This window comes from Candidatus Binatia bacterium, from assembly GCA_026415395.1.
Taxonomy (GTDB): Bacteria; Desulfobacterota; Binatia; order HRBIN30; family HRBIN30; genus HRBIN30.
Map to the genome: position 1 here is coordinate 25991 of JAOAHD010000020.1, position 22256 is coordinate 48246.

A 22256-nucleotide genomic window follows, 5' to 3' on the forward strand; every position below is an offset into this window, starting at 1 on the left:
AGAGTTGCTCCTGCCCATAGGGGCACGCTAGGTCGGCGCCCATCTTTGCTCAGCTCCATTCGTGCTGAATGAAGGAGGAAAGTCTGTGCGAACCGACCCGTGGGTACTGGCCATAGACATGGGCACGAGCGCAGTGAAAACCGCGCTGGTGTCCACCCGCGGAGAAGTAGTCGGCGTGCAAACCTTGCCCATCACCACGCGCTTCCTTCCAGGAGGCGGTGCGGAACAAGATCCCGAGGAGTGGTGGGCCAGGGTTGCCCAAGGGGCGCAAGCCACGGTGCGGGAAGGCAGCGATTTGGCGGACAACGTCGTGGCGGTGGCCTGTACGACGCAGTGGGCGGTGACGGTACCGGTCGACCAGTGCGGCTTGCCGCTCGCGCCCGCCATCTCGTGGATGGATTCCCGTGGCGCTCCATTTGTGCGCGAGATCGTGCGCGGCTGGCCGGAGATTTCCGGCTACGCCGCGCACAAACTGTTCACCTGGATTCGCCTGACCGGCGGCGCACCGGCGCGCAGCGGAGTGGACGGGCTGGGCCACCTCCTGTTCTTCAAGCATGCAAAACCTGAAATTTATCGCGCGGCTTACAAATTCGTGGAGCCGATGGATTACCTCAATGCGCGCCTGACCGGCCGCGTGGCTGCTTCCTTTGGCACCATGTTCCCCTACTGGCTTACCGATAACCGCGACCCGAACCGGATTTTTTATCACCCGCGCCTTTTGGCCTGGGCAGGAGTGGATGAGGGTAAACTCCCAGAGCTGCGGCCGGTCAACTCGGTGCTCGGACCGCTCCTCCCCGAGGTTGCCGACCTGCTCGGCCTCCGGCGGGACACGGTCGTGGTCATGGGATCCTGCGATGGGCAGTCAGCTGCCATCGGCGCTGGCTCGGTGCGGGACTTCGTCGGCTACTTTTACGTCGGCACCACGGCGTGGATGAGCTGCCACGTGCCGTGGAAGCGGAGCGACTTGCGCCATATGCTCACCACCATGCCGGCGGCTCTCGCGGGGCGATATGTGGTCACTGCCGAGCAGGGCATGGCGGGGCGCTGTCTCGAGGTGTTCAAAGACAACGTGCTCCTGCCGAGCAGCGATCCTAGTGTGGCACCGCTCGACAACCCGTACGCGTACCTCAATGGACTCGCCGCCTCGGTGCCCCCAGGGAGCGAGAAGCTCCTGTTCACTCCTTGGATCAACGGCGTGCTGGTGCCAGCCGACGACGCGCGCACGCGCAGCGCCTTTGTGAATCAAACGCACCGCACCACGCGCGCCCACTACGTGCGTGCGGTGATGGAGGGTGTGGCCTTCAACATGCGTTGGCTCCGCATGCACGTGGAACGGTTCGTTGGCCAGCGCTTTGTGGACTTACGCTTCATTGGTGGCGCGGCAAGCTCGGACTTGTGGTGCCAAATTTTTGCGGATGTACTCGACTGCCGCATCGTGCGGCCCGCACATCCACGCGTGGCTAACGCGGTGGGCGCAGCGTTTGCTGCCTTCGCCACTCTCGGAATTCTCTCACCCGAAGAGATGGAGCAACGCATCCCGGTCGAGCGCGAGTTTCTGCCGGAGCCAGCCCACCGCACCATCTACGAGGAACTCTTCCAAGAGTTCCTCTACCTGTATCGCCGTTTGCGCCCATTGTACCGCCGGCTGAATCGGCCGGGCGATAGAGGCAACGGCTAGAGTCGGTCACCCACCCGGCGACCCATTCAATGGGTAACCCGGGGGATATCCGTTGCAGCCTGAATGGGCCCGTATGCCGCCTCGTAACGCGCCAAATTCTCCTCGATTGCCTTGAGGATGCGCTTCATGTGCTCCGGCGAGGTAATCACCCGCGCGCGGAGATTCGCCAACATTTGTCCCTGCGGGGTGCGCTGCGGCTGCACGAACAGAAAGTCCAAGATGAACTCTTCTTTCCGGTGGCTGATCATCATGAGGTTCGAGTACACCCCGCTAGCATGCTCCGGATCGATTTGAATCTGGATTTGCTCGGTCACTGGGGCGGATTTTTTCTCTTCGCTCATCGCCGTCTCCCTATGGTTTGTTGCGCCTGCCTGCAGCAATCTTCTTAAGCCATGCGAGGATGTGCAGCACGATGCTCTCGTATACTTCTTCCTGCGTCTCGCCAAGCGCGCGCGGGACCACGAAGGAATGGTCGCCGCCCTCAATGACTACGAGCTCCACCGGCCGTTGCTGCTGGCCTTGCAACGCTCGGAGTACAGATCGAAGAATCGCAAGGTCACAGAGAGAATCGCGCGTGCCTTGAATAAACAACATCGGAATCCTGATTTGCCTGAGATGTTCGACCCGGAGTTGCTCCGGTTTTCCAGCGGGATGCAAGGGATATCCCAAGAGTACGAGCCCCTCGGCCGCTTCACCGTCTGCCGCCAGGTGCGATGCAACCCGGCCACCCAAGGATTTTCCGCCGATCGCCCAACCCTCAACCTCGTTGCAAAACAGACCGCGCACGAAGGCGAGCGCCTGAGCATAAGTGCGCACGAGCACCGGCAGCGGATCGGGCACGCGGCGCCCTTGCTCTTTGTAAAGGAAGTTGAAGGTTACACACAAAACACCGCGTCGCGCTAGCCCGTGCTGCACGCCGGCCAGCAGCGGAGCAAAGCGGTCATTCCCCGCACCATGGGCGAGCAGCACCCCCAGCGGAACCTCGATGACATCCGGAAGCGCGGCCGTAGCGCCGACCGTGTCGCCTGCTCCCACGGGAACGCGCAGGTCCCGTTCCTTCATGTGATCCCTACCTCAACAACGAAGGCGGCAACGCGGAGTCCAATCCCGCCCGCAGGGGTCGGGGTCTCACGCCCGTCGGCTGCTAGCTCGACTGGCCGATTTTACAATCGCCTTCCAGCACCGCACCGGGCTGCACCACGAGATCTTTGCTGCGAATGGTACCGAACACTCGGCCACTCGCCCCGATTTCTGTGCGCCCTTCTACGAACACTTCTCCACGCACCTCACCTAAGACGAGCAGTTGCCGTGCTCGGACAGCGCCGTCTACCTTGCCCTCTTCGCCAATCACCAGCAAATCGCTGGCACGCACCTCACCGTTGAGCACGCCGTCAATGCGCGTCGGTGCGTTGAAGCTCAGCTTTCCGGTCACCGTGGTTTCCCGCCCGAGCAATTGACGAACGGCCGGTTGATGGGCCACGGGGCTCGCCGTCGGTTCGGCCGCCGCTGGCGAGCTCGACTCGGCGCGGCCTACCTGGGTCGGTGGAACTGCTTTTCCGTCGTCGCTCTCGCGGTTCCAAAATGCCACGCTCAATCCCCTCTCGTTTGCCTCTTACCCACTCCCCTCATGCGGTGCAAACCGATCATACAACAAAGGCAAGCGCCCAATCGCGCCGAGAGCACCGTCGCGAAGGAAGACAAGCGCGGGCAGGGCGGGGGAGTACAACTGAGCACGTTGTGTCAGACTACGGTGGTGGGAAGACGTGGCAGGCGACAGCGTGGCCGTCAGCGTTGGCGGTGAGCGCAGGTGCTTCCACGCGGCAGCGTGCCTCGGCAAACGGACAACGTGGGTGGAAGCGACATCCGGGCGGGGGCGCGATCGGACTCGGCACGTCACCCGGCAAAACGATCCGCTCACGGCGCCGCTCCGGATCGGGCTCGGGAACCGCCGACAGCAACGCGCGCGTGTATGGGTGCCGTGGATTGCGATACAGCTCCTCCGCTGGTGCGAGCTCGACGATTTGCCCGAGGTACATGATGGCCACCCGGTGGCTAATATGCTCCACCAACCGCAAGTCGTGCGTGATGAACAGGTACGCAAGCCCGCGCTCCTCTTGCAGGTCTTGCAAGAGGTTCACGATCTGGGCCTGGATGGAAACGTCGAGCGCTGACACTGGCTCGTCAGCCACGATAAAACGCGGCTCTACCGCCAGCGCACGCGCGATGCCGATGCGCTGGCGTTGTCCGCCGCTGAATTCGTGCGGGTACCGGTCGTAAGCATCGCGCGGAAGCCCGACCCGCTCGAGCAGCGCGAGCACGCGCTCCTTTCGCTCGCGGCCCCTCGCCAGGCCATGGATGTCCAAACCCTCGCCGACGATGTCCCCCACCCGCATGCGCGGATTCAGCGAACCGTACGGATCCTGAAAAACGATTTGCATAAAGCGGCGCCGACGGCGCAACTCCCGGCCGCGCAGCGCAAGCAAGTTCTCGCCCTGAAAGAAGAGCTCTCCTGCAGTCGGTTCGAGCAAACGGAGCAGCAAACGACCGAGCGTCGACTTCCCGCAGCCAGACTCGCCAGCCACACCCAGGGTTTCCCCCGGACGCACGAACAGATCGACTCCATCGACTGCGTGGACGAACTCTCGCGCGGGGCCCCAGGCACGCCGAACTGGAAAGTGCTTCACCAAGCCGCGCGCTTCTAAAAGCGGTGGCGTGTTCTCGGCAGGCGCCTTCACCGCAGGAACTCCTCCGCGCGAATACACGCCACGCGGTGTGACTCGCTCACCGCTGCCAGCAGTGGGTCGATCTCCGCGCACTGGGCCACAGCATAGGCACAGCGATCGCGGAAGCGGCACCCTGAAGGCAACGCCAAAGGGTTCGGCACGGTGCCCGGTATGGCCTCCAACCGACGGCCACGCTCACCCAACCGTGGAATGGAACGCAGGAGGCCGCGCGTGTACGGATGCAGGGGCCGGCGAAACAATTCTGCAGTGGGTGCCTGCTCAACGATGCGCCCAGCGTACATTACGGCAACGCGCCGAGCGCGCTCGGCCACAATGCCCAAGTCGTGGGTGACGAAGAGCACCGCCATGCCGAATTGCTCCTGCAGGTGTGCCAGCAGGTCGAGAATTTGCGCTTGAATCGTGACATCGAGCGCCGTGGTAGGCTCGTCGGCAATGAGCAACCGTGGCCGACAGACAAGTGCCATGGCAATCATCACCCGCTGGCGCATTCCCCCGCTCAACTGATGCGGGTAAGCGTCCACGCGCCGTTCCGGCTCGGGGATTTCCACCAGGCGAAGCATCTCGATTGCCTGCGCCCGTGCCTCCTTTCGGCTCATTCCGCGATGGATCTCCAGCACTTCGCCAATTTGGAAACCAACGGTGAACACCGGGTTCAGGGCCGTCATGGGTTCCTGGAAAATCATGGCGATTTGGTCACCACGCAACGAGCGCATCTCCTCCTCTTCCAGCGCGAGCAAATCGCGGCCGTTAAAGGCAATCTCCCCTCCCACGATCCGGCCATTACCGTCGAGGAGCCTGAGTAAACTCAATGCGGTCACGGTTTTCCCACAGCCAGACTCCCCTACGAGGCCAAACGTTTCCCCTTCGTCGATGGTAAAGCTCACCCCATCGACCGCTCGCACCTCTCCGCGGGGCGTAAAGAAGGTCACCCGCAGGTCGCGCACTTCGAGCAATGGCACGTGGCCTCTCTAGCAACACCTCCCGCAGCGCGAAAGCGAAACCGGTCGTGCCCAGCACTGCAAACGAAGAGCCGCACCCGCGCACCGCTGCCACACCGCAGGAGAAAACCCGGCAAATCAGAAACAGTGCAGGCCAGCACCGACCCAGCAATTTCCCTGGCGCTGCACAGGAGAGATTTTTTCCATCAACCCGCTTGGGCGGGTTCCCATGTCTGCCCAAAGCGGCGCTTTACGCTTCCTATTTTCGCGAGGATGGGGCTCAGAAGCATGATCTCCGCAATGGACATCGCGGGGCACACTCGCTGCATCCCGGAGTCCAACCACGGAGGTGCTGGTCATGACCGCAATCGACTCGGGAGTTCTCGTTGCCATCCTCACCACCGTCGTCATGGGTCTCATGCTGGTGGCGTTTTACCTCATGCGGGATACGGAGGTTGCGCCGGATCGTCGATTCGTCATGAACCTTCCCTGCCCAGTGCACAAGGAGCGTGCCCGGGTAGACGTCCTCGAGCAGCACCGCCATGGCATTGTGGTGCGTTCGGTGCGGTGGTGCTCATTGCGTGCCGCGGGTGAGCATTGTTGCGAGCAGTGCGTGTGGCGGCTCCCGGCCGGGGCGGCGTAAAGCCCCGGTGTTGCGTCCGCAACTTCGTGCAGGGCAGCCCCTGCGCCACTCACGCTGCTCCGAGCTCGGGTACCACTTGGAGCCCGTACAAGTGGCCTGGCGGTGCTCGCCAAACGCAGGCTAAGTAGCACGCCATGCCACTGGTGTCTGTCAACCCGACCACGGGCGAAGTGTTGCGCTCCTTTGAGCCTCACTCGCCGGCTGAACTCGAGCGAATCCTTGCGCGCGCCCACAAGGCAGCAGGCAGTTGGCGTACCGAGCCCATCCGCAATCGCGCCGCGCTGGTTGGGCGGGTTGGTGCGGAATTGCGCCGCCAGCGCGAGCAGTTGGCACGGCTGGTGACGCAAGAAATGGGCAAGCCCATTACCCAAGCGCGCGCCGAAATCGAGAAATGTGCCTGGGCTTGCGAGTACTACGCCGAACACGGGCCACGCTTCTTGCAACCCGAGGTGGTGAGCACCGAAGCGCACAAGAGTTATGTGCGCTTCGACCCTTTGGGCGTGGTTCTCGCGATCATGCCGTGGAACTTCCCATTTTGGCAGGTGTTCCGCTTTGCGGCGGGGGCAGTGGTGGCGGGCAACGTGATCGTTCTCAAACACGCAGCGAACGTTTCCCTGGCCGCGCTCGCGATCGAGCGGCTGTGGCGTGCTGGGCGAGCTCCGGCGGGGGTGTTTCAAGTCATATTGGCCGGCAACGAGCGGGTTGGAGAGCTCATCGCTGACCCGCGAGTGGCGGCGGTAACGCTAACCGGCAGCGAACGAGCGGGCCAAGCGGTTGCCGCGGTAGCCGGCCAGCACATCAAGAAGTGCGTGCTCGAACTTGGTGGCTCCGATGCCTTGATTGTGCTGGCGGATGCAGACCTCGAACGCGCCGCGCAGGCAGCCGCGGAAGCGCGGACCATCAATTCCGGGCAAAGTTGCATTGCCGCCAAGCGCATCATTGTCGAACGCTCGATCTATCGCCGCTTTGTCCCCCTATTCGTTCGGGCGATGACAGAAATGAAGGTTGGCGACCCCATGGATGAAAACACCCGTGTGGGCCCGCTTGCTCGCGCCGACCTGGTGGAAACCCTGCACCGCCAGGTGGAAGAATCCTTACGCTTAGGGGCCAAGCTCGAGTGCGGGGGCAAGCGGTTGGAGGGAAAGGGGTTCTTTTATGCGCCCACGGTTTTGACCGGCGTCCGGCCTGGCATGCCCGTGTTCGACGAGGAAACGTTTGGACCAGTGGCGGCGGTTGTCGTCGCCCGCGATGCTGCACATGCCGTCCAACTCGCAAACGCCAGCCGCTACGGCCTCGGGGCAGCGATTTGGACCCGCAATCGCCGCCGCGGCGAGGCGCTCGCCGAGCAGATCGACGCTGGCGCGGTGCATGTCAATGATGTCGTACACTCCGACCCGCGGCTACCGTTTGGCGGCGTGAAGGCTTCCGGCTATGGGCGGGAGCTCGGCATCTATGGCTTACGCGAATTCACCAACATCAAGTCTGTGGTGATGCGTTGAGCACGCCCCTGAACGCGCGCAAATTGCCTCCGCAGCCGGGGGGGTCGAAGAGTAAGACGAGCACACAGCCGAGGAGGCGCACAAATACCAGGGCGACTCCACCACCTGACCGCCCACAAAGCCTAAGCCGAGCGTCGGCCCGCCGGAGCCCCACAGGGAAGCGCGAAATGCACGCCGTTGGAGGCGCAGTCCAATCCAACGGCGGTCTGCGCGAGGGCGTGCATTCGTCAGGATCCACTCGCCCCGGCAAGCCGCTTGATTACGGGGATCACGGCTTGCAGCTCTTCGTCGCTCATTTTTTTCACCGGCTCCTTATGTTTCTTGTTGACACGGATGTTCTTCATGAGTTCCTCGGCGGAGGCCTCCTGCACCTTCGGGTCACCCACCATGGAGGGGACCTTCATCGACTTTCCCGTCGGCGTGTCGCCCTTGCCGGTTTCCCCATGGCACTTGGCACATTTCTCCTTGTACAGCGCCTCCCCATCAAGAGCGAGCGCCCCGCTGGCTGCTAACGAAAGTGCCGTCCATAGGAACCACCGCGTCCACAATTCCATGCGCGAACCTCCAGTCTGCCTTAGCAAGCCAGAACGCGTCACAACAGTCAATCGCTTCCGGCCGGAACGAGTTGCGAGAGGCGAGTGCCGGGGGCACACGTGGCCGCGAACCTGGTTGCATTTGTTCCCCAGGGTTGGCACAAGCGGGACCGGTGGTGAGCGGGAGGGTCGACGCGGATGCAGAGGCACACGCTAGTACTTGCCGACCACGCGCCGCGCTTTGCCGCTGTGCCCCAGCAAGCTGGGGTGTACGAGTTCCGCGACGGCACGGGAGCTTCGCTGTACGTCGGCAAAAGCAAAAACCTGCGGCGCCGGCTGCAAAGCTACTTTACCGCAAGACACAACGAGCGGCGCAAAGCGACAATGGTGAAGCTCTTTGCGGCAACGGTGCACTACGAGCTCACGGGTTCCGACTTCGCTGCGATGCTGCGCGAGTTGGAACTCGTCCAGCAGCTCCGCCCGCGCTTCAACCGCCGGATGCGCCACCCGGAGCGGTATGCCTACGTGGCAATCGACTTTCGTTTGCCCTTCCCGAGGCTCGTCCTCACCAATGAAACTGCCGAGGGGCATGTGTTCCTCGGGCCGTTTGCCGCTCGCAGCCGCATGCGTGCTGCACTCGAGCAGATCAACGACGCCTTCGGGCTGCGCACGTGTGGGGATCCGTTACCTGATGCGGTGCAAGGAAAAGGCTGCTGGCGCTACCGCCTCCGCACTTGCCTCGCTCCTTGCCAAGGGAACGTCTCTCCTGGGGAGTACGGAAGAGCCCTTCTCCGCGCGGTGCGAACCCTCACTGGCTCCTCTCACGCGCTCCGGGAATGGGAACAACGGAGAACAGAGTTGAGCGAAGCATTGGCTTTCGAACGAGCGCAGCGACTTTGGGAGCGCGAGGTACGCGTGCGGAGCGCCCAACGCCTCCTGCACCTTGCCATGCGGCGGGGCGACAACGCGCTGGTCATCCAACCGGGGGTGGCGCCTGACAGCCTTGCGTTGTGGGCGATTTGCGACGGGGATGTCGCTTCCCGCACCGAGGTCCCGCGGAACGAGTTACACGCCGCCTTCCGCCGCACCTGGGAGGCATTGTCCGCCGCGGCGCCCCGTGAAGTGTCGTTCGTCCGCCAGGAGGACCTGGATCGCCGGTGGATCATTTACCGTTGGCTTCGCACGCCCGAGGGCCGAGAGTGGAGTGTGCCGCTGGCCAGGCGCACGGAACAGGCGGTGTGGGACGACGTAAGCGCGCGTGCCGCTCGCCTCTTTACTTCGCCGGTGCTTGTCGCGGCACCGTAGCCCTCGGTGGCAGCGTGGCGCCTCGTTTGCTGGTCGCTCGAGTACTCGCTGTGCGCCGGCCCACCCGCGCGAGCAGGGCTCGGTGCTCCCGCTCGATCGCATCCACGAGGTCATGCAAGTCCGGGAGAGAGTCCCAGTCTGCATTAAAGCCCCAGAACAAGCCGCCATCATAACTCATCAATGCGACATTCAACGCTTGATCCGCGAACAGAGGGACGACCGGGTAAATCTCCCGCATCCGCGAGCCCAACAGGTACAGCGGGCGCTGCGGACCAGGAACGTTGGTCACGATCATGTTGTACGAATGCGTCGTGGCAGCCAGGCGCGCGAACGTGACAAATAACGAGGTCACCGTGCGGTCGCTCAGCGCCTCTAAGGCAGCGGCACCTTGGGCCTGGGCGGAGGCCTTCAGCCGTGAGGTTTCCTGGTGGACGCGCTGCAAGCGGCGGACGGGGTCGGACTCGCTGACTGGCAAATCTATGACCAGCAGCGACACGCGATTGCCCAGCGCACCTTTCTCCTGCTCCGCACGCACACTCACCGGCACGAGCGTGCGGAAGCGGACAACACCGACATCCACCCCGCGACGCTGGAGCAGCATGCGAACCGCACCTGCGGTGAGCGTGAGGGCAACGTCATTTACCGTAGCACCGAGACGTTGGCCGATGGCGCGCACCTGCCCCAGGTCAAGCCTGGTCCAATCGAAACGGCGGTGCGGTCCGATGGGGCGATTCAGTGGCGTCAGCGTGGCTGGTTGGAACCCGCGCGCGAGCGCCTCGGCAATACCGCCGGCTAGCCGCACGCCGCGCCGCAAGGTCTCGAGTGGGTGCCTTGCTGCTGAACGCAACGCGCCCAGGGCCTCTTCCATCAAACCCAGCCGGTATGAGGCCTCGTCCAAGAGCAATTTCCAGTCGGGCGGCACAGGTCGCGGGCGCCACGGTTTCGGCGCGCCCGCTTCTGCTCGCGCCTCCGGGCTCAGCAAGCGCTCCATTAGGCTCACGCCCGCCAGCCCATCGATCATGCAGTGGTGCACCTTGCTCACAGCAGCAAAACGTTTGCCGGATAAACCCTCGACAAACCACATCTCCCAAAGGGGTTTTCCGCGGTCGAGCTGTTGCGAAAGAATGCGCCCAACCAAGCGCTTGAGCTGGCGTTCGTCTCCCGGATGCGGCAAGGCCGTGTGCCGCACGTGATAGTGGATGTTGAAGCGGTTGTCGTCTTGCCAGACCGGGTGATCGAAGCCTGGAACGATGTGTATCTTTTGCCGCAACCTTGGCACCTCAGCGACGACGCGCTCCGCCAACCGCAGGATGCGCGGGAAATCCAGGGCGCCGTCGGACCCGAGCAACATGCCCCCTTCGAAAATTGCCGCGGCACCGACGTGCATATGGACGTTGCGGTCCTCAATCTCGAGGAAGAATCGATCCATGGCGCTCAAGCGCTCGTAAAATTCCCTGGCCATCGTGGTGTGCCTCCCGGAGGTTAAGTGGACAAAGCGAGCCAGCAAAGCCAACGCAATCTTCCTGCCAAGCACGAGCAGCAATGCTGCTGCCAGAGAAGCATCTTGGGCCTTCTCGTGGTTGAGAAGCGCGCCCTGTCCTCGCCGCGGCGACGCGGCTCTTGGGGGCGAGGAAAAACGGGAAACATACACCCGCCAGAATTGCTCACCATGCAGCGGGACACTCTTGCCCTCGCTCTGACTCGGCCGACATGCCTCCGAACTGAGCGTTCGAGGTTCCTCGCCAACCAAGGCGTCCGCTCGGGCTCCCACGCTTCCCGGGGGAAGGGAGGCGAGGAGGAGGACAAGGCGCCGCCTGCGAGATGCCCCCACCACCTGCGCTGCCCCTTCGGCAGCCGCCCTGCTGGTAAGCCTACTCGGCGAGCAGCGGACACTCCGACAGTTGCGGCAGGTGAGCGCAGCTCGGGCACCTAGGGCCCTTGCTGCGCGCCGACTTCGAAAGTGGCGGGGGGAGGATTTGAACCTCCGACCTTCGGGTTATGAGCCCGACGAGCTACCAGACTGCTCCACCCCGCGTCGTGACGAGTCGAGCTACCTAGCGGGTACCACCAAGCAAGTCAACGCATCGTCCTTCAGCACGAGGCCGCTAATTTCTGCTCACACTTCGAATCCATGTTGAGGAAGTTCGTCCAACCGCCCTCGCTTCGAGGAGGTGCAGAAATGGTTGTGGCGCAGATCCTTGCTGGCGGTGGTGGTTACGTGCTCCCGTTGCGCACTGCGTATGACTCCGAGCTTTTGCTCCAAGCGTTGCAAAAGTTTTTGCGCGATCGCGAGCGTGTCGTCGTACGCGTTGGTCCGACCTTACACGAGGTGCGGCGCGTTGGGCCGGGCGCGCGCTGCTCTTCCTGCCGGCAGCTCGTTTACGGAGTGGCTTGGCCGCACGGACGGGCCTCATTGTGCACGCGCTGCGCCTGCGGCTCCCTTGCGCAGGCGCGCCGTGTGCTCGCCAGGGCGGCCTGACTAGCTCGCGTCAGCAGCATTCTATTCAAGGCAGCCCTCCACAACAGGAGCTACCGCTGAGCGCTGACGCCATTGTGCGTCTCGCAGCGCACACCCGATGCTCTTCGGCATGCTTGAGCGTGGCTCCCCGGACGCCGATTCTGCTCAAGACCCAGGCGCGGCTCCGCTCGCCTAGCACATGTGCTCGCGCTCCCTGGCGACACGCTTGCGGACTTCGCTAAAGCCCTCCGGCTAACGTTCCTCGCCTCGAAAGGGAGACTCGGCGCTTGTGCTCGCAGCAGCAGTGTTGACGGGTTTTGCGGTGGCCGCACTGGCGCCGTGGTGCGTGCAGCGCCTAGGGACCAAGTGGGGCCCGCGGGTGTTACTGGCGTACCCCATCGCCGTGTTCGCACTGGCGGCTTCAGCTGCGCTGGATGCGGCGCACGTCGCAACGAGCATCGACTGGGTGCCGCGCTACGGCTTGCGGTGGTCGGTTTTGGTGGATGGCTGGAGCTTGCTGCTCACGTTGTTGATTTCCGGCATCGGTGCCTTGGTCGTCCTCTATGGTGGTGCGTATCTGCGTCACCACCCCCACCTTGGCCGCTTCTACCTGTACCTGCTGGGCTTCATGGCGGCGATGCTGGGCGTGGTTTTGGCCAGCAACTTGTTGCTGCTCTTCGTGTGTTGGGAACTCACCAGCATTTTCTCTTACCTTCTCATCGGCTTCGAGCACGAAAACGCAAAGGCGAGAAAATCAGCCCTGCAAGCCTTGCTCACGACTGGGGTTGGTGGACTCGGACTGCTGGTTGCCTGCATTTTGCTGTGGCGTGCTTTCGGCACGTGGGAACTGGCGGACATCTTGCAGCAACCAGTGCGATGGGCTGACGGCGCACAATCGGCGTTACCCATCGTCCTCGTGATTTTTCTCGCCGCTTTTACCAAATCCGCGCAATTCCCGTTTCACTACTGGCTCCCCGCGGCCATGGCGGCACCGACGCCTGTCAGTGCCTACTTGCATTCCGCAACGATGGTTAAAGCAGGTGTTGTGCTGCTTGCGCGCTTGAATCCCCTGTTTCACGATTTCTGGTTGTGGCAACCGGCACTGCTCACCGTGGGCGGCGCCACCATGGCTCTAGGTGCCCTGTCCGCTTTACCGCAGCGCGACCTGAAACTCCTGCTAGCCTATTCCACGGTGAGCGCGCTCGGCACTCTCGTATTTCTGCTGGGCGTCGGGTCAACGGAAGCGATCGCAGCCTGTGTGGTGTTTTTGGTAGCGCATGCGTTTTACAAAGGTGGTTTATTCTTTTTCGCAGGCATTGTGGATCACGAGGCAGGCACACGGAACATCGACGAGCTAGGTGGTCTCGCGAAACACTGGCCTGCGCTTGCGTTTGCTGCCTCGTTGCTCGCGTTGTCCATGGCTGGGGTGGTGCCCTTTTTCGGCTTCATCGCCAAAGAACTCGCTTATCACGCGGTTCTCCACGCGTCCCGGCCGCCAGCCCTCGCGTTGCTCGTTCTCTGCAGCGCTTTGCAGGTCGCGGTGGCCGGCTTTGCTGTGGTCCGGCCGTTGTTTTTTCGTTCGCCTGCGGGGCGCCACGCGCCGCATCGACCAGAGGTCGAGCTCGCTCTCGGCCCCTATCTGTTGGCGGCTACTAGTATTCTAGCAAGCTTGATCCCGTGGCCGGCGTTTTCCCGTTTGCTCGAACACGCGGCCGGGCAGATCGCAGGCTCCCCGTTAGAGCTCAAGCTCGCACTGTGGCACGGCTGGACGCCCGTCCTTGCTCTCAGCTTCCTGACCGTGCTGCTCGGCGTAGTGGCCTTCTTCCTCCGCAATCTCTGGTGTGCTGTTGCTCGCAGGGGGCGGGCGTTGGTCGGCGTCGGTCCGGCGGCTGTGTACGACGCTAGCCTCGCTGGCCTTGCGCGGCTCGCCGCGTGGCAAACGGGCGTCCTACAGACGGGCAAACTCCGGCAATATCAAGCCCTGGTTCTGGTCACCGCCGTCTGCACCGTGCTCCTCGCAGCCGTGCTTGCGGACTGGGGCCATCTCCACTTTCGGTGGCAAAAGCTGTTCCCGACGGAAGCGGCGGTCATCGTTGCCATGATTGCTGGTCTGGCCACGACTATCTTTACTCCCTCGCGCCTCACGGCAATCGCCGGACTCGGCGTGACCGGGTATGCTGTCGGTGTCTTCTTTCTCATCTTTGGGGCGCCCGATCTCGCCATGACTCAGTTCGCGATCGAAACCCTCACGGTGATCTTGTTCGTGTTAGTGTTGTACCGGCTTCCGCGCTTCCAGTCGCGCTCGACCCCCGCCGTGCGCCTCCGTGATGCGGCGCTATCGCTGGCGGTTGGCGGCGGTGTTGCCCTGGTCGTGCTGGTGTTGCTCGCCGACCCTGCACCTTCGGTGCTCGCCCCGTTTTTTCTTGCCAACAGTGTGCCCGCCGCTCACGGGCACAATGTCGTGAACGTCATTTTGGTGGACTTTCGGAGCCTGGACACCCTAGGAGAAATTACCGTGCTCGGCCTTGCGGCCGTGGGCGTGGGCACGCTGATGGCGATGTGGGGGCGTTACCGATGAGGTCGCTCATTCTCCTCACGGCCACGCGGCTACTGTTTCCTTTAATGTTGCTGTTCTCCGTTTTCCTGCTTTTACGCGGACACAACGCGCCCGGTGGTGGGTTCGTCGGCGGGTTAGTGGCGGGGGGCGCGCTCGCCCTGCACGCCCTTGCCCACGGCATCGTCGCCACCCGCCTAATGGTGGGGTTTTCGCCCGTTGCGCTCATTTCGGCTGGGCTGACCCTCGCAGCCATGAGCGGGCTGGTTGGGTGGTTTTGGCAGAAGCCTTACCTCACTGGGGTGTGGGGTGTGGTGCCGGTGCTGGGTACCGTGGGCACTCCCTTACTGTTCGACCTTGGAGTCTACGTATTAGTGGTGGGCATCGTTACCCACATGTTGTTCCTTCTCTGGGAGGAGTGAGGGTGGAGCTGGTGATCGCCCTGACGATTGGTTGCCTGTACGGAGGCGCTTTCTACCTCATGCTCCGGCGCAGCATTGTGAAACTGCTGCTGGGCTTAGGCGTGCTGGGTCATGCAGCTAACCTGCTCATTTTTTCCACCAGCGGCTTGCGGCGGATCGCTCCTATCGTGGAGGGTACCGGCCTCGCGCCTCATGGAGCAGTGGCCGACCCAGTACCGCAAGCGCTGATTCTCACCGCGATTGTGATCAGCTTCGGGGTGCTCGCCTTTTCCGTGGTGTTGATCAAGCTTACGGCGGCGGCAGCCAAAACCGACGACGTCGATTCCTTACGCACCTCGGAGGAGTAGCGAGGAGCAGCAAGCGGAGGCGTCGCTGTGCAAGGACATTTGCTCGTTTTGCCGCTTCTGATCCCACTGGTTGCAGCGGCCGTTTCGTTGCCGGCGCGGCTGCCGTTCCAGCGCGGGGCGGCGCTCGCTGCCGTGACCGCCCACCTGCTCGCCAGCCTTTGGCTGCTTCGGGCAGTTTTGCCCGGGGATGTGTTGGTGCTGCAGGTGGCAGCCTGGCCGGCGCCGTTCGGCATCAGCTTTGTCGGCGATACGTTCAGCAGCGTACTCCTCGCGAACATGTCGTTTATCGCTTGGCTGGTCGCGCTGTACTCGATCGCGTCGGTTCCCAGGGAAACCCAACAACTTGCCTTTTTCCCGCTGCTGCTTGTGCTGTTGGCGGGCGTGAGCGGTGCCGTACTCACCGGCGATCTCTTTAACCTGTACGTGTGGTTCGAAGTCTTGCTTATGGCTTCCTTCATCTTGCTCACGCTCGGTGCCGAGCGCTCGCAGTTAGAAGGTGGGCTCAAATATGTCGCCCTGAATCTTATCGCTTCGGCCTTCTTTTTGACCGGCGTTGGCCTGCTGTACGGTGCCACGGGGACCTTGAACCTGGCCGATCTATCCCAGCGGATGCAGGATGCGCCGCTGAGCTTTCCGCGGGTGGCGGCTGTGCTGATCTTGTTCTTGAGCTTCGGCATCAAAGCAGCCGTGTTTCCCCTGTTCGGATGGCTCCCGGCGTCGTACCACACGCCGCCTGTGGCCATCACAGCGCTCTTTTCCGCACTGCTCACGAAGGTCGGCGTTTATTCGATGATCCGCGTCGGCACCCTCCTGCTGCCCGAGCCTCCAGAAGCACTCCGGAACACACTGCTCGTGGTGGCTAGTCTCACCATGGTGACGGGCGTCCTCGGTGCGGTCGCCCAAATGGAAATGAAGCGTTTGCTTTCCTTTCACATCGTTAGCCAGATTGGTTACCTGGTTCTCGGTTTTGCATTGTACAGTGTCTCTGGACTCACAGGTGCGATCTACTTTTTCGTGCACGTCTCCATTGCCAAAGCGGCGTTGTTCCTAGTTGCCGGAGAGCTCGAACGCCTGTACCAAACCACCGACTTACGCCACCTCGGCAACGGCTACCGCGACGATCCGCTACTCGCCGCTGCCTGTTTCGTCGGCGCCATGGGCCTTGCCGGCCTGCCCCCACTGTCTGGTTTTTTTGCCAAGTTGCAACTTGCAGTTGCAGCGCTGGAGGGCAAGGCGTTTCTGAGCCTCGGCGCCGCGCTTTCCGTCAGCATGCTGACCTTATTCTCGATGACGAAAATTTGGGCGGAAGCTTTTTGGAAAAGTGCACCGGGGCGCGGGCAAGCGTCGAGCAGGGTGCCGCTGACCATGCGCGTGGCCACATTCGGCCTGGCGTGCGCGGTCGGACTCCTCGGTGTTTTTGCGGAGCCCTTGTTCACCATCGCGCAGAATGCGGCCGAACAACTGCTCGACCGTCAGGCATACCTGGAAGCGGTGCTCAGAGGACGATGATGGCTTTGTTGCACTTACTTCTCGCCGTGTTGTGGGTGGCGCTCACCGGCCAATGGTCGCTGAGCGATCTCACGTTCGGTTGGTTTCTTGCGTACGGGGTCTTGTGGCTAACGCACCCTCACGGAGAGGGCACGTACTTTGCGCGAATCCCACGTGTCTTCCGGGCACTCCTGGCATTTCTGTGGGAAATCGTGCTGGCGAACTTGCGTGTCACCTATCACGTCTTCGCCCCCCTCGAACGCATGCGGCCGGGCATCGTTGCTGTGCCGCTCGAGGTCCAAAGCGACGCCGCAATCACGATGCTTGCCAATGCGATCACGCTGACGCCGGGCACCTTGAGTCTCGACGTTTCCTCGGACCGCCAGATTCTCTACGTGCATGGCATGCGCATTGCGGACCCCGTAACTTTTCGCGCCGAAATCAAATCCGTGCTTGAGCGGCACGTTAAGGAGGTCCTGGAATGATTCCTGCCGTGTGCGTGTGGGTAATTCTTCCGTTGCTGTCCGTCGCTGTTCTCCTCACCGTCGTGCGGCTTGCCCTCGGACCCAGCTTCCCGGATCGGGTGGTCGCGCTCGATCTACTCACCACCATTGGTGTCGGCATCGTTACGGCCGCCGCGCTGGCTTGGCAGCAAGCCGCACTGTTCGACGTTGCGACGGTTCTCGCCCTCGTCTCGTTTCTCGCCACGGTGGCATTCGCGCGGTACGTGGAAAGGGGGATCCGCCTATGGTCGTCGAATGGGCAAGCGTAGTTTTGTTATTAGCAGGCACGTTCTTCATGTTGGTTGCGAGCATCGGCATCGTTCGCATGCCGGACGTGTATCTGCGCATGTCTTGCACCTCCAAAGCAGCTACGTTGGGCAGCGGTTGTTTGCTTGCTGCCTACGCGTTACAGGCCCCGGAAGTTGGGGTTGCCGTGCGCGCGGTGGCCACCGCTGTGTTCCTGCTACTGACTGCGCCGGTGGCCGCCCACATGATCGGCCGAGCTGCCTACCGCCTCGGCGTGCCTTTGTGGGCGGGCTCGTGCTGCGATGAGTTGCGGGGGAAATATTCCGACGCGGGTGACCTGTTGCGCAGCTCGCCGGCTGGCACTGGCAACCTGGACGGGCAGAAGGTGCGCTGAACGTGGCGGCGCTCTTGATGGTCGCGGGGCTCGCGTTGCTCCTCGGCGGGGCCGAAGCGCTTGTCCGCGGGGCCGCGCGGCTGGCCAGCGCCCTGGGGGTGAGCCCGTTGCTCGTAGGGCTGACAATTGTCGCTTGGGGCACGAGCGCACCGGAGTTGGTGGTGAGCACGATGGCGGCATGGAGCGGTCGAGTCGACATCGCTGTTGGCAACGTGGTGGGCAGCAACGTGTTCAACGTGCTCTTCATCCTCGGTGCTGCTGCAGCAGTCGCGCCCTTGGCAGTGTCACGTCAACTGGTGCGCATCGAAGTGCCCTTGCTCGTTCTCACGTCTTTGCTGGTATGGTGGTTTGCCACGAACGGGCACATCGGGCGCAGCAAGGGATTCCTTTTGCTCCTTCTCGGCGTGGCCTACACGGCGTTGGCGGTGCGCATGGGTGCCACTGCGGACCAAAGCGAGCCGGTGGTGGTTCGCACTCAGCCGAGCAGAGCGTACAATGTTGCCCTGATCGTCGCCGGCGTTGGATTGCTGGTCGTCGGCGCCCGCTGGTTTGTGCACGGAGCTGCCGAAGTCGCCCGCTGGTTGGGTGTGTCGGAGCTGGTCATTGGTCTTACCATCGTTGCCGGCGGCACTTCGGCTCCAGAATTTGCCACGTCGGTGGTTGCCGCCTTCAAGAAAGAGCGCGATTTATCGGTCGGTAACGTCATCGGCAGCAACTTGTTCAACTTGTTCTTCGTGTTGGGCGCGGCGGCTTCGATTGCGCCGCAGGGCGTGCCGGTTGCTCCCGCAGCCTTGCACTTCGACTTCCCCGTGATGGTGGCGGTTGCTGTGGCCTGCTTGCCGGTATTTTTCACTGGCCAGACCATTGCCCGATGGGAGGGCTGGCTCTTCCTGGGCCACGGCGCGGCGTACTGGGCCTACCTCCTCTTCGCCTCCGCGGAGCACGATGCGTTACCGATGTTCAGCAACGTGATGCTGGTGTTCGTGATCCCGCTTACCCTCGTCACGCTGCTGGTCAGTGTCGCCCGGCAGCTCAGGCGTGCTCGCAGGCCGCAGCCGAGCCTGTAAGCCCATCGCGGATAGGTGGGTTGACGCACGCCGCGCGGCAGCGCATGCGAAATCGAGCGACACCAACCAAGGAGACCGGCGCCATGGACTTTACTGTACCCGAGGAAACCCAAGCTCTTTGCCGCGAACTGGACAAATTCATGGACAGCTATGTGTACCCCCTGGAGAGGTCGCGCGAGCGGTGGGTCCTGCAGGAAGGAGGGCCGCCGTATCCGCCCGCGATTCGCGCCGCGCAACGGAAGGCCAAAGAGTGCGGATACTGGGCTTTCCACTTGCCCAAGGAAGCCGGAGGTGCCGGCTTGCCCTTCATGCAATACGTGTTCGTGAACGAAATTCTCGGACGCTCACCCTTGGCCCCTGTGATTTGCGGCTCTCAAGCACCCGACTCGGGCAATGCCGAGATTCTGTGGCGTTTCGGCACCGAGGAGCAAAAGGAGCGTTGGCTGCGCCCACTGGTGGACGGTGAAATTCGTAGTTGTTTCTCGATGACCGAGCCAGAGGTCGCGGGCTCCGACCCGCGCTTGCTTCGCACCACCGCGGTTCGCGACGGCGAGGAGTACGTCATCAACGGACACAAGTGGTTTACCAGCGGGGCCCACGGGGCCGCTTTCGCGATTGTGATGGCACTCACCAATCCGGAGCGCGACAACCCGTACCTCCGCTACAGCATGATTATCGTGCCCACGGACACGCCCGGCTTCCGCATCGCCCGCGGCGTGCCTGTACTCGGCGAAGACGACAACCACCATGCCGAAATTTGGTACGAGAACTGTCGTGTGCCGGTGACCAATCGCCTGGGCGAAGAGGGCATGGGCTTCGTGATTGCTCAGGAACGACTCGGACCGGGCCGCATCCACCACTGCATGCGCTGGCTCGGCATGGCGCAGCGGGCATTCGACATGATGTGCCGCTACGCCAACCAACGCTTTGCTTTTGGCAGCACGCTCGCACGGAAGGCCAACATCCAGGATTGGATTGCCGAGGCTCGCGCAGAGATCCAAGCAGCACGCCTGATGACATTGCATGCAGCGTGGAAGATCGACACGGAAGGCGCACACGCCGCCCGCGAGGAAATTTCCCTGATCAAATTTTTCGGTGCGCGGATGTTGCACAACGTGGTGGACAAGGCCGTGCAGGTCTTCGGAGCGGCTGGCGTGTGCGACGATCTTCCGCTTTCCCACTTTTACCGGCAGGCGCGACTGGCGCGGATTTACGATGGTCCGGACGAAGTGCACAAAATGGTCGTGGCACGCCGGATTTTGCAAGCATACGCCGACGAGGCTGCGGCCGAAGGCGCAGCCAATTAAGGGCGCCTACCGTTAGGTTGCGCCGCGCGCCCGACGGCTGTGCCCGTGATGGGATCAGAGTCCAGCGACGAGGCCCCCGCTCACCCGTGGTCCAACACACGGGCGGCCGGAAGCAACCGTAGGGGCACGGCATTCCTTGCCCCACAAAAAGCCGCGCCCCAATTGCCATCGGAATCATGCGACAACCCTACCGCTCGGCGCCAGCTCCGTTACCTGCGGCTAACCAGTGGCTAATGGGTCGGCGAACGAATGACTGACGACGGGTGGTAGCTGTATGGTGGGCTCACCACCTTCGCCGCGCCATACAGGGGCTGCCGCGAGTGCCGCGCCGACGGCAAGTGCAAAGAAAATTGTAGGGGCGGGCTTTGTGCCTGCCCGTGGGGGGTATCGGCCGTGGAGAAGGCAACAGCGGCGTAGTGGCGGGCAACGAGGGCAGCCACAAGGGCTGCCCCTACGATGGCGTTGGTGGCCCGTGGCACGACAGCCAGGCGCGGGCACTGATGGCAGCACCATCACCAATCCACGTGTTCCCGACTCGCTATTCGCCGCTCGCCATTCGCCGCTCACCGCTCGCACTTTCTTTGCGGCGCTGGCAGGGTGCACCGGACGACGCCCTAGCGGCTTTGGGCGACGACGTGGTAGCGAGCAGTTCCCGGTGGGCGTTGGAATTCGACATGAAATGTCGTCGATGAATCCGGCTCCAAAACCGAAACTTGTGTCTTCGCCGGCAGCACCAGCAGCTCATTTCCGGCCTCGTCCAACACCTGCACCGTGACGGTGAGATTCCGTGCCCGTCCGCGGCCGCGATTGATTACAGTTCCAGAAACCACCACCGAGGCGCCCTGCGGGTTTGCCTGCTCTTCGACATCGGCAATCGCCAGCTCTGGCCGCTCGACCACAGGAATATCCTCTTCAACCAATATCTTTGGCGTCGGCACGACGACGGCCTCTGGTTCTGGCGGCTGGCGGGGCACGCAGCCCGCAAGCAGCAGGGTCACGATGACACCCACGGTTCGCAACGCAGCTTGGTTCATGGGGTCGTCCCTATCGCCCGAAACCCCGCGCTTTCCAAGGCAACGTTGCCTCTCGCTGGCCTCATTGATACGTAGCGTTGCTAATGTTGGTGCTGGATCCTCCCCCTCTCATCGACTCTCCCTTTGCAACCATTGCGAACAAAATCCTTACAGGTGGGGAGATTGACCGTGCCGAGGCGCGAGCCGTGCTGCTTGCACCGGTAGAGGCGCTGCCGGCCTTGCTCTGGTCAGCGTTCAAGGTGCGGGAGCGGTTCTTCGGCCGGCGGGTGAAGCTTTGCCAGTTACGCAACGCGCGCAGTGGTCTTTGCCCCGAGGACTGCCACTATTGCTCCCAGTCCGCGATTTCCACGGCACCTATCCCCCGCTACCGTTTGGACTCGGTTGCCCAGCTACTCGAGGGGGCCCGCCGTGCCGTTGCTGCCGGCGCGACACGCTACTGCATGGTGACGAGCGGGCGCGGGCCGAGTCCGACCGACATCGAGCGCTTCTGTGCCGCTGCGCGGGCGATCAAAAGCGAGTTTCCTCAGTTGGAGCTATGCGTCTCTCCGGGTCTGCTCGATGCCGACCAGGCCTACGCGTTGAAAGAGGCCGGCATCGACTATGTGAACCACAACCTCAACACCAGCCGCCGTTTCTATCCGGAGATTTGTACCACGCATACATTCGACGACCGGGTTGCCACCGTGCGCGCGGTGCAAGCAGCCGGCCTGAGAACTTGCTGCGGCGGCATTGTTGGCCTCGGCGAGACGGAAGAGGACCTCATCGATCTTGCTTTAGACTTGCGCGCGTTGCGCGTGGATTCGTTGCCGGTGAACTTTCTGCACCCGATCGAAGGGACGCCGCTCGAGGGCCGCAAGGACCTGGACCCCGCGAAGTGCCTACGGGCGCTCTGCCTCATGCGTTTCGTGCGGCCCGATGCCGAGATTCGCGTTGCCGGCGGGCGTGAACTCCACCTGGGCTCTTGGCAAGCGCTCGCGCTTTTCCCGGCAAATTCGTTGTTCGTCGACGGCTACCTGACCACTCCTGGAGATGCGGCCGATCAGGTACGCGCGCTCGTGACTTCGTTGGGCTTCGAGGTGGAAGCCTGAGGGGGCCG

General features: G+C 62.8%; 23 protein-coding genes and 1 tRNA gene. 15 read left to right on the plus strand and 9 right to left on the minus strand.

Going from position 1 to position 22256, the window contains the following annotated elements; translation table 11 throughout:
• Positions 1-85 precede the first annotated feature (85 nt).
• Positions 86-1678 (plus strand): FGGY-family carbohydrate kinase, encoded by a 1593-nt coding sequence (locus N3C12_14710; GenBank protein MCX8073678.1) that lies wholly within the window; start codon positions 86-88, stop codon positions 1676-1678.
• Positions 1679-1704: 26 nt separating this feature from the next.
• Here N3C12_14710 and N3C12_14715 read toward each other — a convergent pair whose 3' ends face one another.
• The 5 genes from N3C12_14715 to N3C12_14735 form a co-directional block, all read right to left on the minus strand.
• Complete coding sequence (locus N3C12_14715; protein ID MCX8073679.1) at positions 1705-2019, minus strand: DUF3467 domain-containing protein; 315 nt, start codon at positions 2017-2019, stop codon at positions 1705-1707.
• 10 nt (positions 2020-2029) lie between these two features.
• Complete coding sequence (locus N3C12_14720) at positions 2030-2740, minus strand: dienelactone hydrolase family protein (protein MCX8073680.1); 711 nt, start codon at positions 2738-2740, stop codon at positions 2030-2032.
• Positions 2741-2822: 82 nt separating this feature from the next.
• Positions 2823-3266, minus strand: coding sequence for a polymer-forming cytoskeletal protein (locus N3C12_14725; GenBank protein ID MCX8073681.1), 444 nt, complete (start codon positions 3264-3266; stop codon positions 2823-2825).
• A 157-nt stretch (positions 3267-3423) separates the two neighbouring features.
• Positions 3424-4413, minus strand: coding sequence for a dipeptide ABC transporter ATP-binding protein (locus tag N3C12_14730; protein ID MCX8073682.1), 990 nt, complete (start codon positions 4411-4413; stop codon positions 3424-3426).
• Positions 4410-5381 (minus strand): ABC transporter ATP-binding protein, encoded by a 972-nt coding sequence (locus tag N3C12_14735; GenBank protein MCX8073683.1) that lies wholly within the window; start codon positions 5379-5381, stop codon positions 4410-4412. The genes N3C12_14730 and N3C12_14735 overlap by 4 nt, the downstream gene beginning before the upstream one ends.
• A gap of 337 nt (positions 5382-5718) precedes the next feature.
• Here N3C12_14735 and N3C12_14740 point away from each other — a divergent pair, with 337 nt between their 5' ends.
• Together N3C12_14740 and N3C12_14745 are read left to right on the plus strand one after the other, a co-directional pair.
• The gene (locus N3C12_14740) at positions 5719-6003 is read left to right on the plus strand and encodes a hypothetical protein (protein ID MCX8073684.1); all 285 of its coding nucleotides are present in this window, start codon (positions 5719-5721) and stop codon (positions 6001-6003) included.
• Positions 6004-6137: 134 nt separating this feature from the next.
• Positions 6138-7502, plus strand: a complete 1365-nt coding sequence (locus tag N3C12_14745; GenBank protein MCX8073685.1) for an NAD-dependent succinate-semialdehyde dehydrogenase — start codon at positions 6138-6140, stop codon at positions 7500-7502.
• Between the two features lie 227 nt (positions 7503-7729).
• On the opposite strand, the gene N3C12_14750 is transcribed toward N3C12_14745, so the two are convergent.
• Positions 7730-8056: a cytochrome c gene (locus N3C12_14750; protein ID MCX8073686.1), complete on the minus strand. Its 327-nt coding sequence runs from the start codon at positions 8054-8056 to the stop codon at positions 7730-7732.
• Between the two features lie 177 nt (positions 8057-8233).
• On the opposite strand from N3C12_14750, the gene N3C12_14755 reads away from it, so the two are divergent.
• Positions 8234-9340, plus strand: a complete 1107-nt coding sequence (locus N3C12_14755; protein ID MCX8073687.1) for a GIY-YIG nuclease family protein — start codon at positions 8234-8236, stop codon at positions 9338-9340.
• On the opposite strand, the gene N3C12_14760 is transcribed toward N3C12_14755, so the two are convergent.
• Complete coding sequence (locus tag N3C12_14760; GenBank protein ID MCX8073688.1) at positions 9309-10802, minus strand: wax ester/triacylglycerol synthase family O-acyltransferase; 1494 nt, start codon at positions 10800-10802, stop codon at positions 9309-9311. The genes N3C12_14755 and N3C12_14760 overlap by 32 nt on opposite strands.
• A 499-nt stretch (positions 10803-11301) precedes the next feature.
• A tRNA-Met gene (locus N3C12_14765) sits at positions 11302-11375 on the minus strand.
• 144 nt (positions 11376-11519) lie between these two features.
• Here N3C12_14765 and N3C12_14770 point away from each other — a divergent pair.
• From N3C12_14770 to N3C12_14815, 10 genes are all read left to right on the plus strand, one after another.
• Positions 11520-11819: a hypothetical protein gene (locus N3C12_14770; protein ID MCX8073689.1), complete on the plus strand. Its 300-nt coding sequence runs from the start codon at positions 11520-11522 to the stop codon at positions 11817-11819.
• A gap of 268 nt (positions 11820-12087) precedes the next feature.
• Positions 12088-14376 (plus strand): proton-conducting transporter membrane subunit, encoded by a 2289-nt coding sequence (locus N3C12_14775; protein ID MCX8073690.1) that lies wholly within the window; start codon positions 12088-12090, stop codon positions 14374-14376.
• On the plus strand, positions 14373-14774 hold the full coding sequence (locus tag N3C12_14780; protein ID MCX8073691.1) for a Na(+)/H(+) antiporter subunit B: 402 nt from the start codon (positions 14373-14375) through the stop codon (positions 14772-14774). The genes N3C12_14775 and N3C12_14780 overlap by 4 nt, the downstream gene beginning before the upstream one ends.
• Complete coding sequence (locus N3C12_14785) at positions 14771-15121, plus strand: NADH-quinone oxidoreductase subunit K (protein ID MCX8073692.1); 351 nt, start codon at positions 14771-14773, stop codon at positions 15119-15121. The genes N3C12_14780 and N3C12_14785 overlap by 4 nt, the downstream gene beginning before the upstream one ends.
• Before the next feature lie 27 nt (positions 15122-15148).
• Positions 15149-16630 carry a proton-conducting transporter membrane subunit gene (locus N3C12_14790; GenBank protein MCX8073693.1) on the plus strand — a complete coding sequence of 494 codons (1482 nt, stop codon included), beginning with the start codon at positions 15149-15151 and terminating at the stop codon, positions 16628-16630.
• The gene (locus tag N3C12_14795; protein ID MCX8073694.1) at positions 16627-17094 is read left to right on the plus strand and encodes a Na+/H+ antiporter subunit E; all 468 of its coding nucleotides are present in this window, start codon (positions 16627-16629) and stop codon (positions 17092-17094) included. The genes N3C12_14790 and N3C12_14795 overlap by 4 nt, the downstream gene beginning before the upstream one ends.
• A complete protein-coding gene (locus N3C12_14800) occupies positions 17091-17381 on the plus strand; it encodes a monovalent cation/H+ antiporter complex subunit F (GenBank protein MCX8073695.1) in 291 nt (96 codons plus the stop codon). The genes N3C12_14795 and N3C12_14800 overlap by 4 nt, the downstream gene beginning before the upstream one ends.
• Positions 17357-17752 carry a monovalent cation/H(+) antiporter subunit G gene (mnhG, locus tag N3C12_14805; GenBank protein ID MCX8073696.1) on the plus strand — a complete coding sequence of 132 codons (396 nt, stop codon included), beginning with the start codon at positions 17357-17359 and terminating at the stop codon, positions 17750-17752. Before N3C12_14800 ends, mnhG begins: the two co-directional genes overlap by 25 nt.
• Positions 17749-18819 carry a calcium/sodium antiporter gene (locus N3C12_14810; protein ID MCX8073697.1) on the plus strand — a complete coding sequence of 357 codons (1071 nt, stop codon included), beginning with the start codon at positions 17749-17751 and terminating at the stop codon, positions 18817-18819. Before mnhG ends, N3C12_14810 begins: the two co-directional genes overlap by 4 nt.
• A gap of 83 nt (positions 18820-18902) precedes the next feature.
• Complete coding sequence (locus tag N3C12_14815; protein ID MCX8073698.1) at positions 18903-20126, plus strand: acyl-CoA dehydrogenase family protein; 1224 nt, start codon at positions 18903-18905, stop codon at positions 20124-20126.
• 614 nt (positions 20127-20740) lie between these two features.
• Here N3C12_14815 and N3C12_14820 read toward each other — a convergent pair.
• Positions 20741-21160 carry an FxLYD domain-containing protein gene (locus N3C12_14820; GenBank protein MCX8073699.1) on the minus strand — a complete coding sequence of 140 codons (420 nt, stop codon included), beginning with the start codon at positions 21158-21160 and terminating at the stop codon, positions 20741-20743.
• 83 nt (positions 21161-21243) lie between these two features.
• On the opposite strand from N3C12_14820, the gene bioB reads away from it, so the two are divergent.
• A complete protein-coding gene (gene bioB / locus N3C12_14825) occupies positions 21244-22248 on the plus strand; it encodes a biotin synthase BioB (GenBank protein MCX8073700.1) in 1005 nt (334 codons plus the stop codon).
• The last annotated feature ends 8 nt before the right edge of the window (positions 22249-22256 follow it).

Bases quoted from the DNA above. Each gene is read 5' to 3' on its own strand.
- N3C12_14715 (MCX8073679.1), bottom strand. From the start codon at position 2,019: ATGAGCGAAGAGAAAAAATCCGCCCCAGTGACCGAGCAAATCCAGATT.
- N3C12_14720 (MCX8073680.1), bottom strand. From the start codon at position 2,740: ATGAAGGAACGGGACCTGCGCGTTCCCGTGGGAGCAGGCGACACGGTC.
- N3C12_14740 (MCX8073684.1), top strand. From the start codon at position 5,719: ATGACCGCAATCGACTCGGGAGTTCTCGTTGCCATCCTCACCACCGTC.
- N3C12_14745 (MCX8073685.1), top strand. From the start codon at position 6,138: ATGCCACTGGTGTCTGTCAACCCGACCACGGGCGAAGTGTTGCGCTCC.
- N3C12_14750 (MCX8073686.1), bottom strand. From the start codon at position 8,056: ATGGAATTGTGGACGCGGTGGTTCCTATGGACGGCACTTTCGTTAGCA.
- N3C12_14755 (MCX8073687.1), top strand. From the start codon at position 8,234: ATGCAGAGGCACACGCTAGTACTTGCCGACCACGCGCCGCGCTTTGCC.
- N3C12_14760 (MCX8073688.1), bottom strand. From the start codon at position 10,802: ATGGCCAGGGAATTTTACGAGCGCTTGAGCGCCATGGATCGATTCTTC.
- N3C12_14770 (MCX8073689.1), top strand. From the start codon at position 11,520: ATGGTTGTGGCGCAGATCCTTGCTGGCGGTGGTGGTTACGTGCTCCCG.
- N3C12_14780 (MCX8073691.1), top strand. From the start codon at position 14,373: ATGAGGTCGCTCATTCTCCTCACGGCCACGCGGCTACTGTTTCCTTTA.
- N3C12_14795 (MCX8073694.1), top strand. From the start codon at position 16,627: ATGATGGCTTTGTTGCACTTACTTCTCGCCGTGTTGTGGGTGGCGCTC.
- N3C12_14800 (MCX8073695.1), top strand. From the start codon at position 17,091: ATGATTCCTGCCGTGTGCGTGTGGGTAATTCTTCCGTTGCTGTCCGTC.
- mnhG (MCX8073696.1), top strand. From the start codon at position 17,357: ATGGTCGTCGAATGGGCAAGCGTAGTTTTGTTATTAGCAGGCACGTTC.
- N3C12_14815 (MCX8073698.1), top strand. From the start codon at position 18,903: ATGGACTTTACTGTACCCGAGGAAACCCAAGCTCTTTGCCGCGAACTG.
- N3C12_14820 (MCX8073699.1), bottom strand. From the start codon at position 21,160: ATGAACCAAGCTGCGTTGCGAACCGTGGGTGTCATCGTGACCCTGCTG.
- bioB (MCX8073700.1), top strand. From the start codon at position 21,244: ATGTTGGTGCTGGATCCTCCCCCTCTCATCGACTCTCCCTTTGCAACC.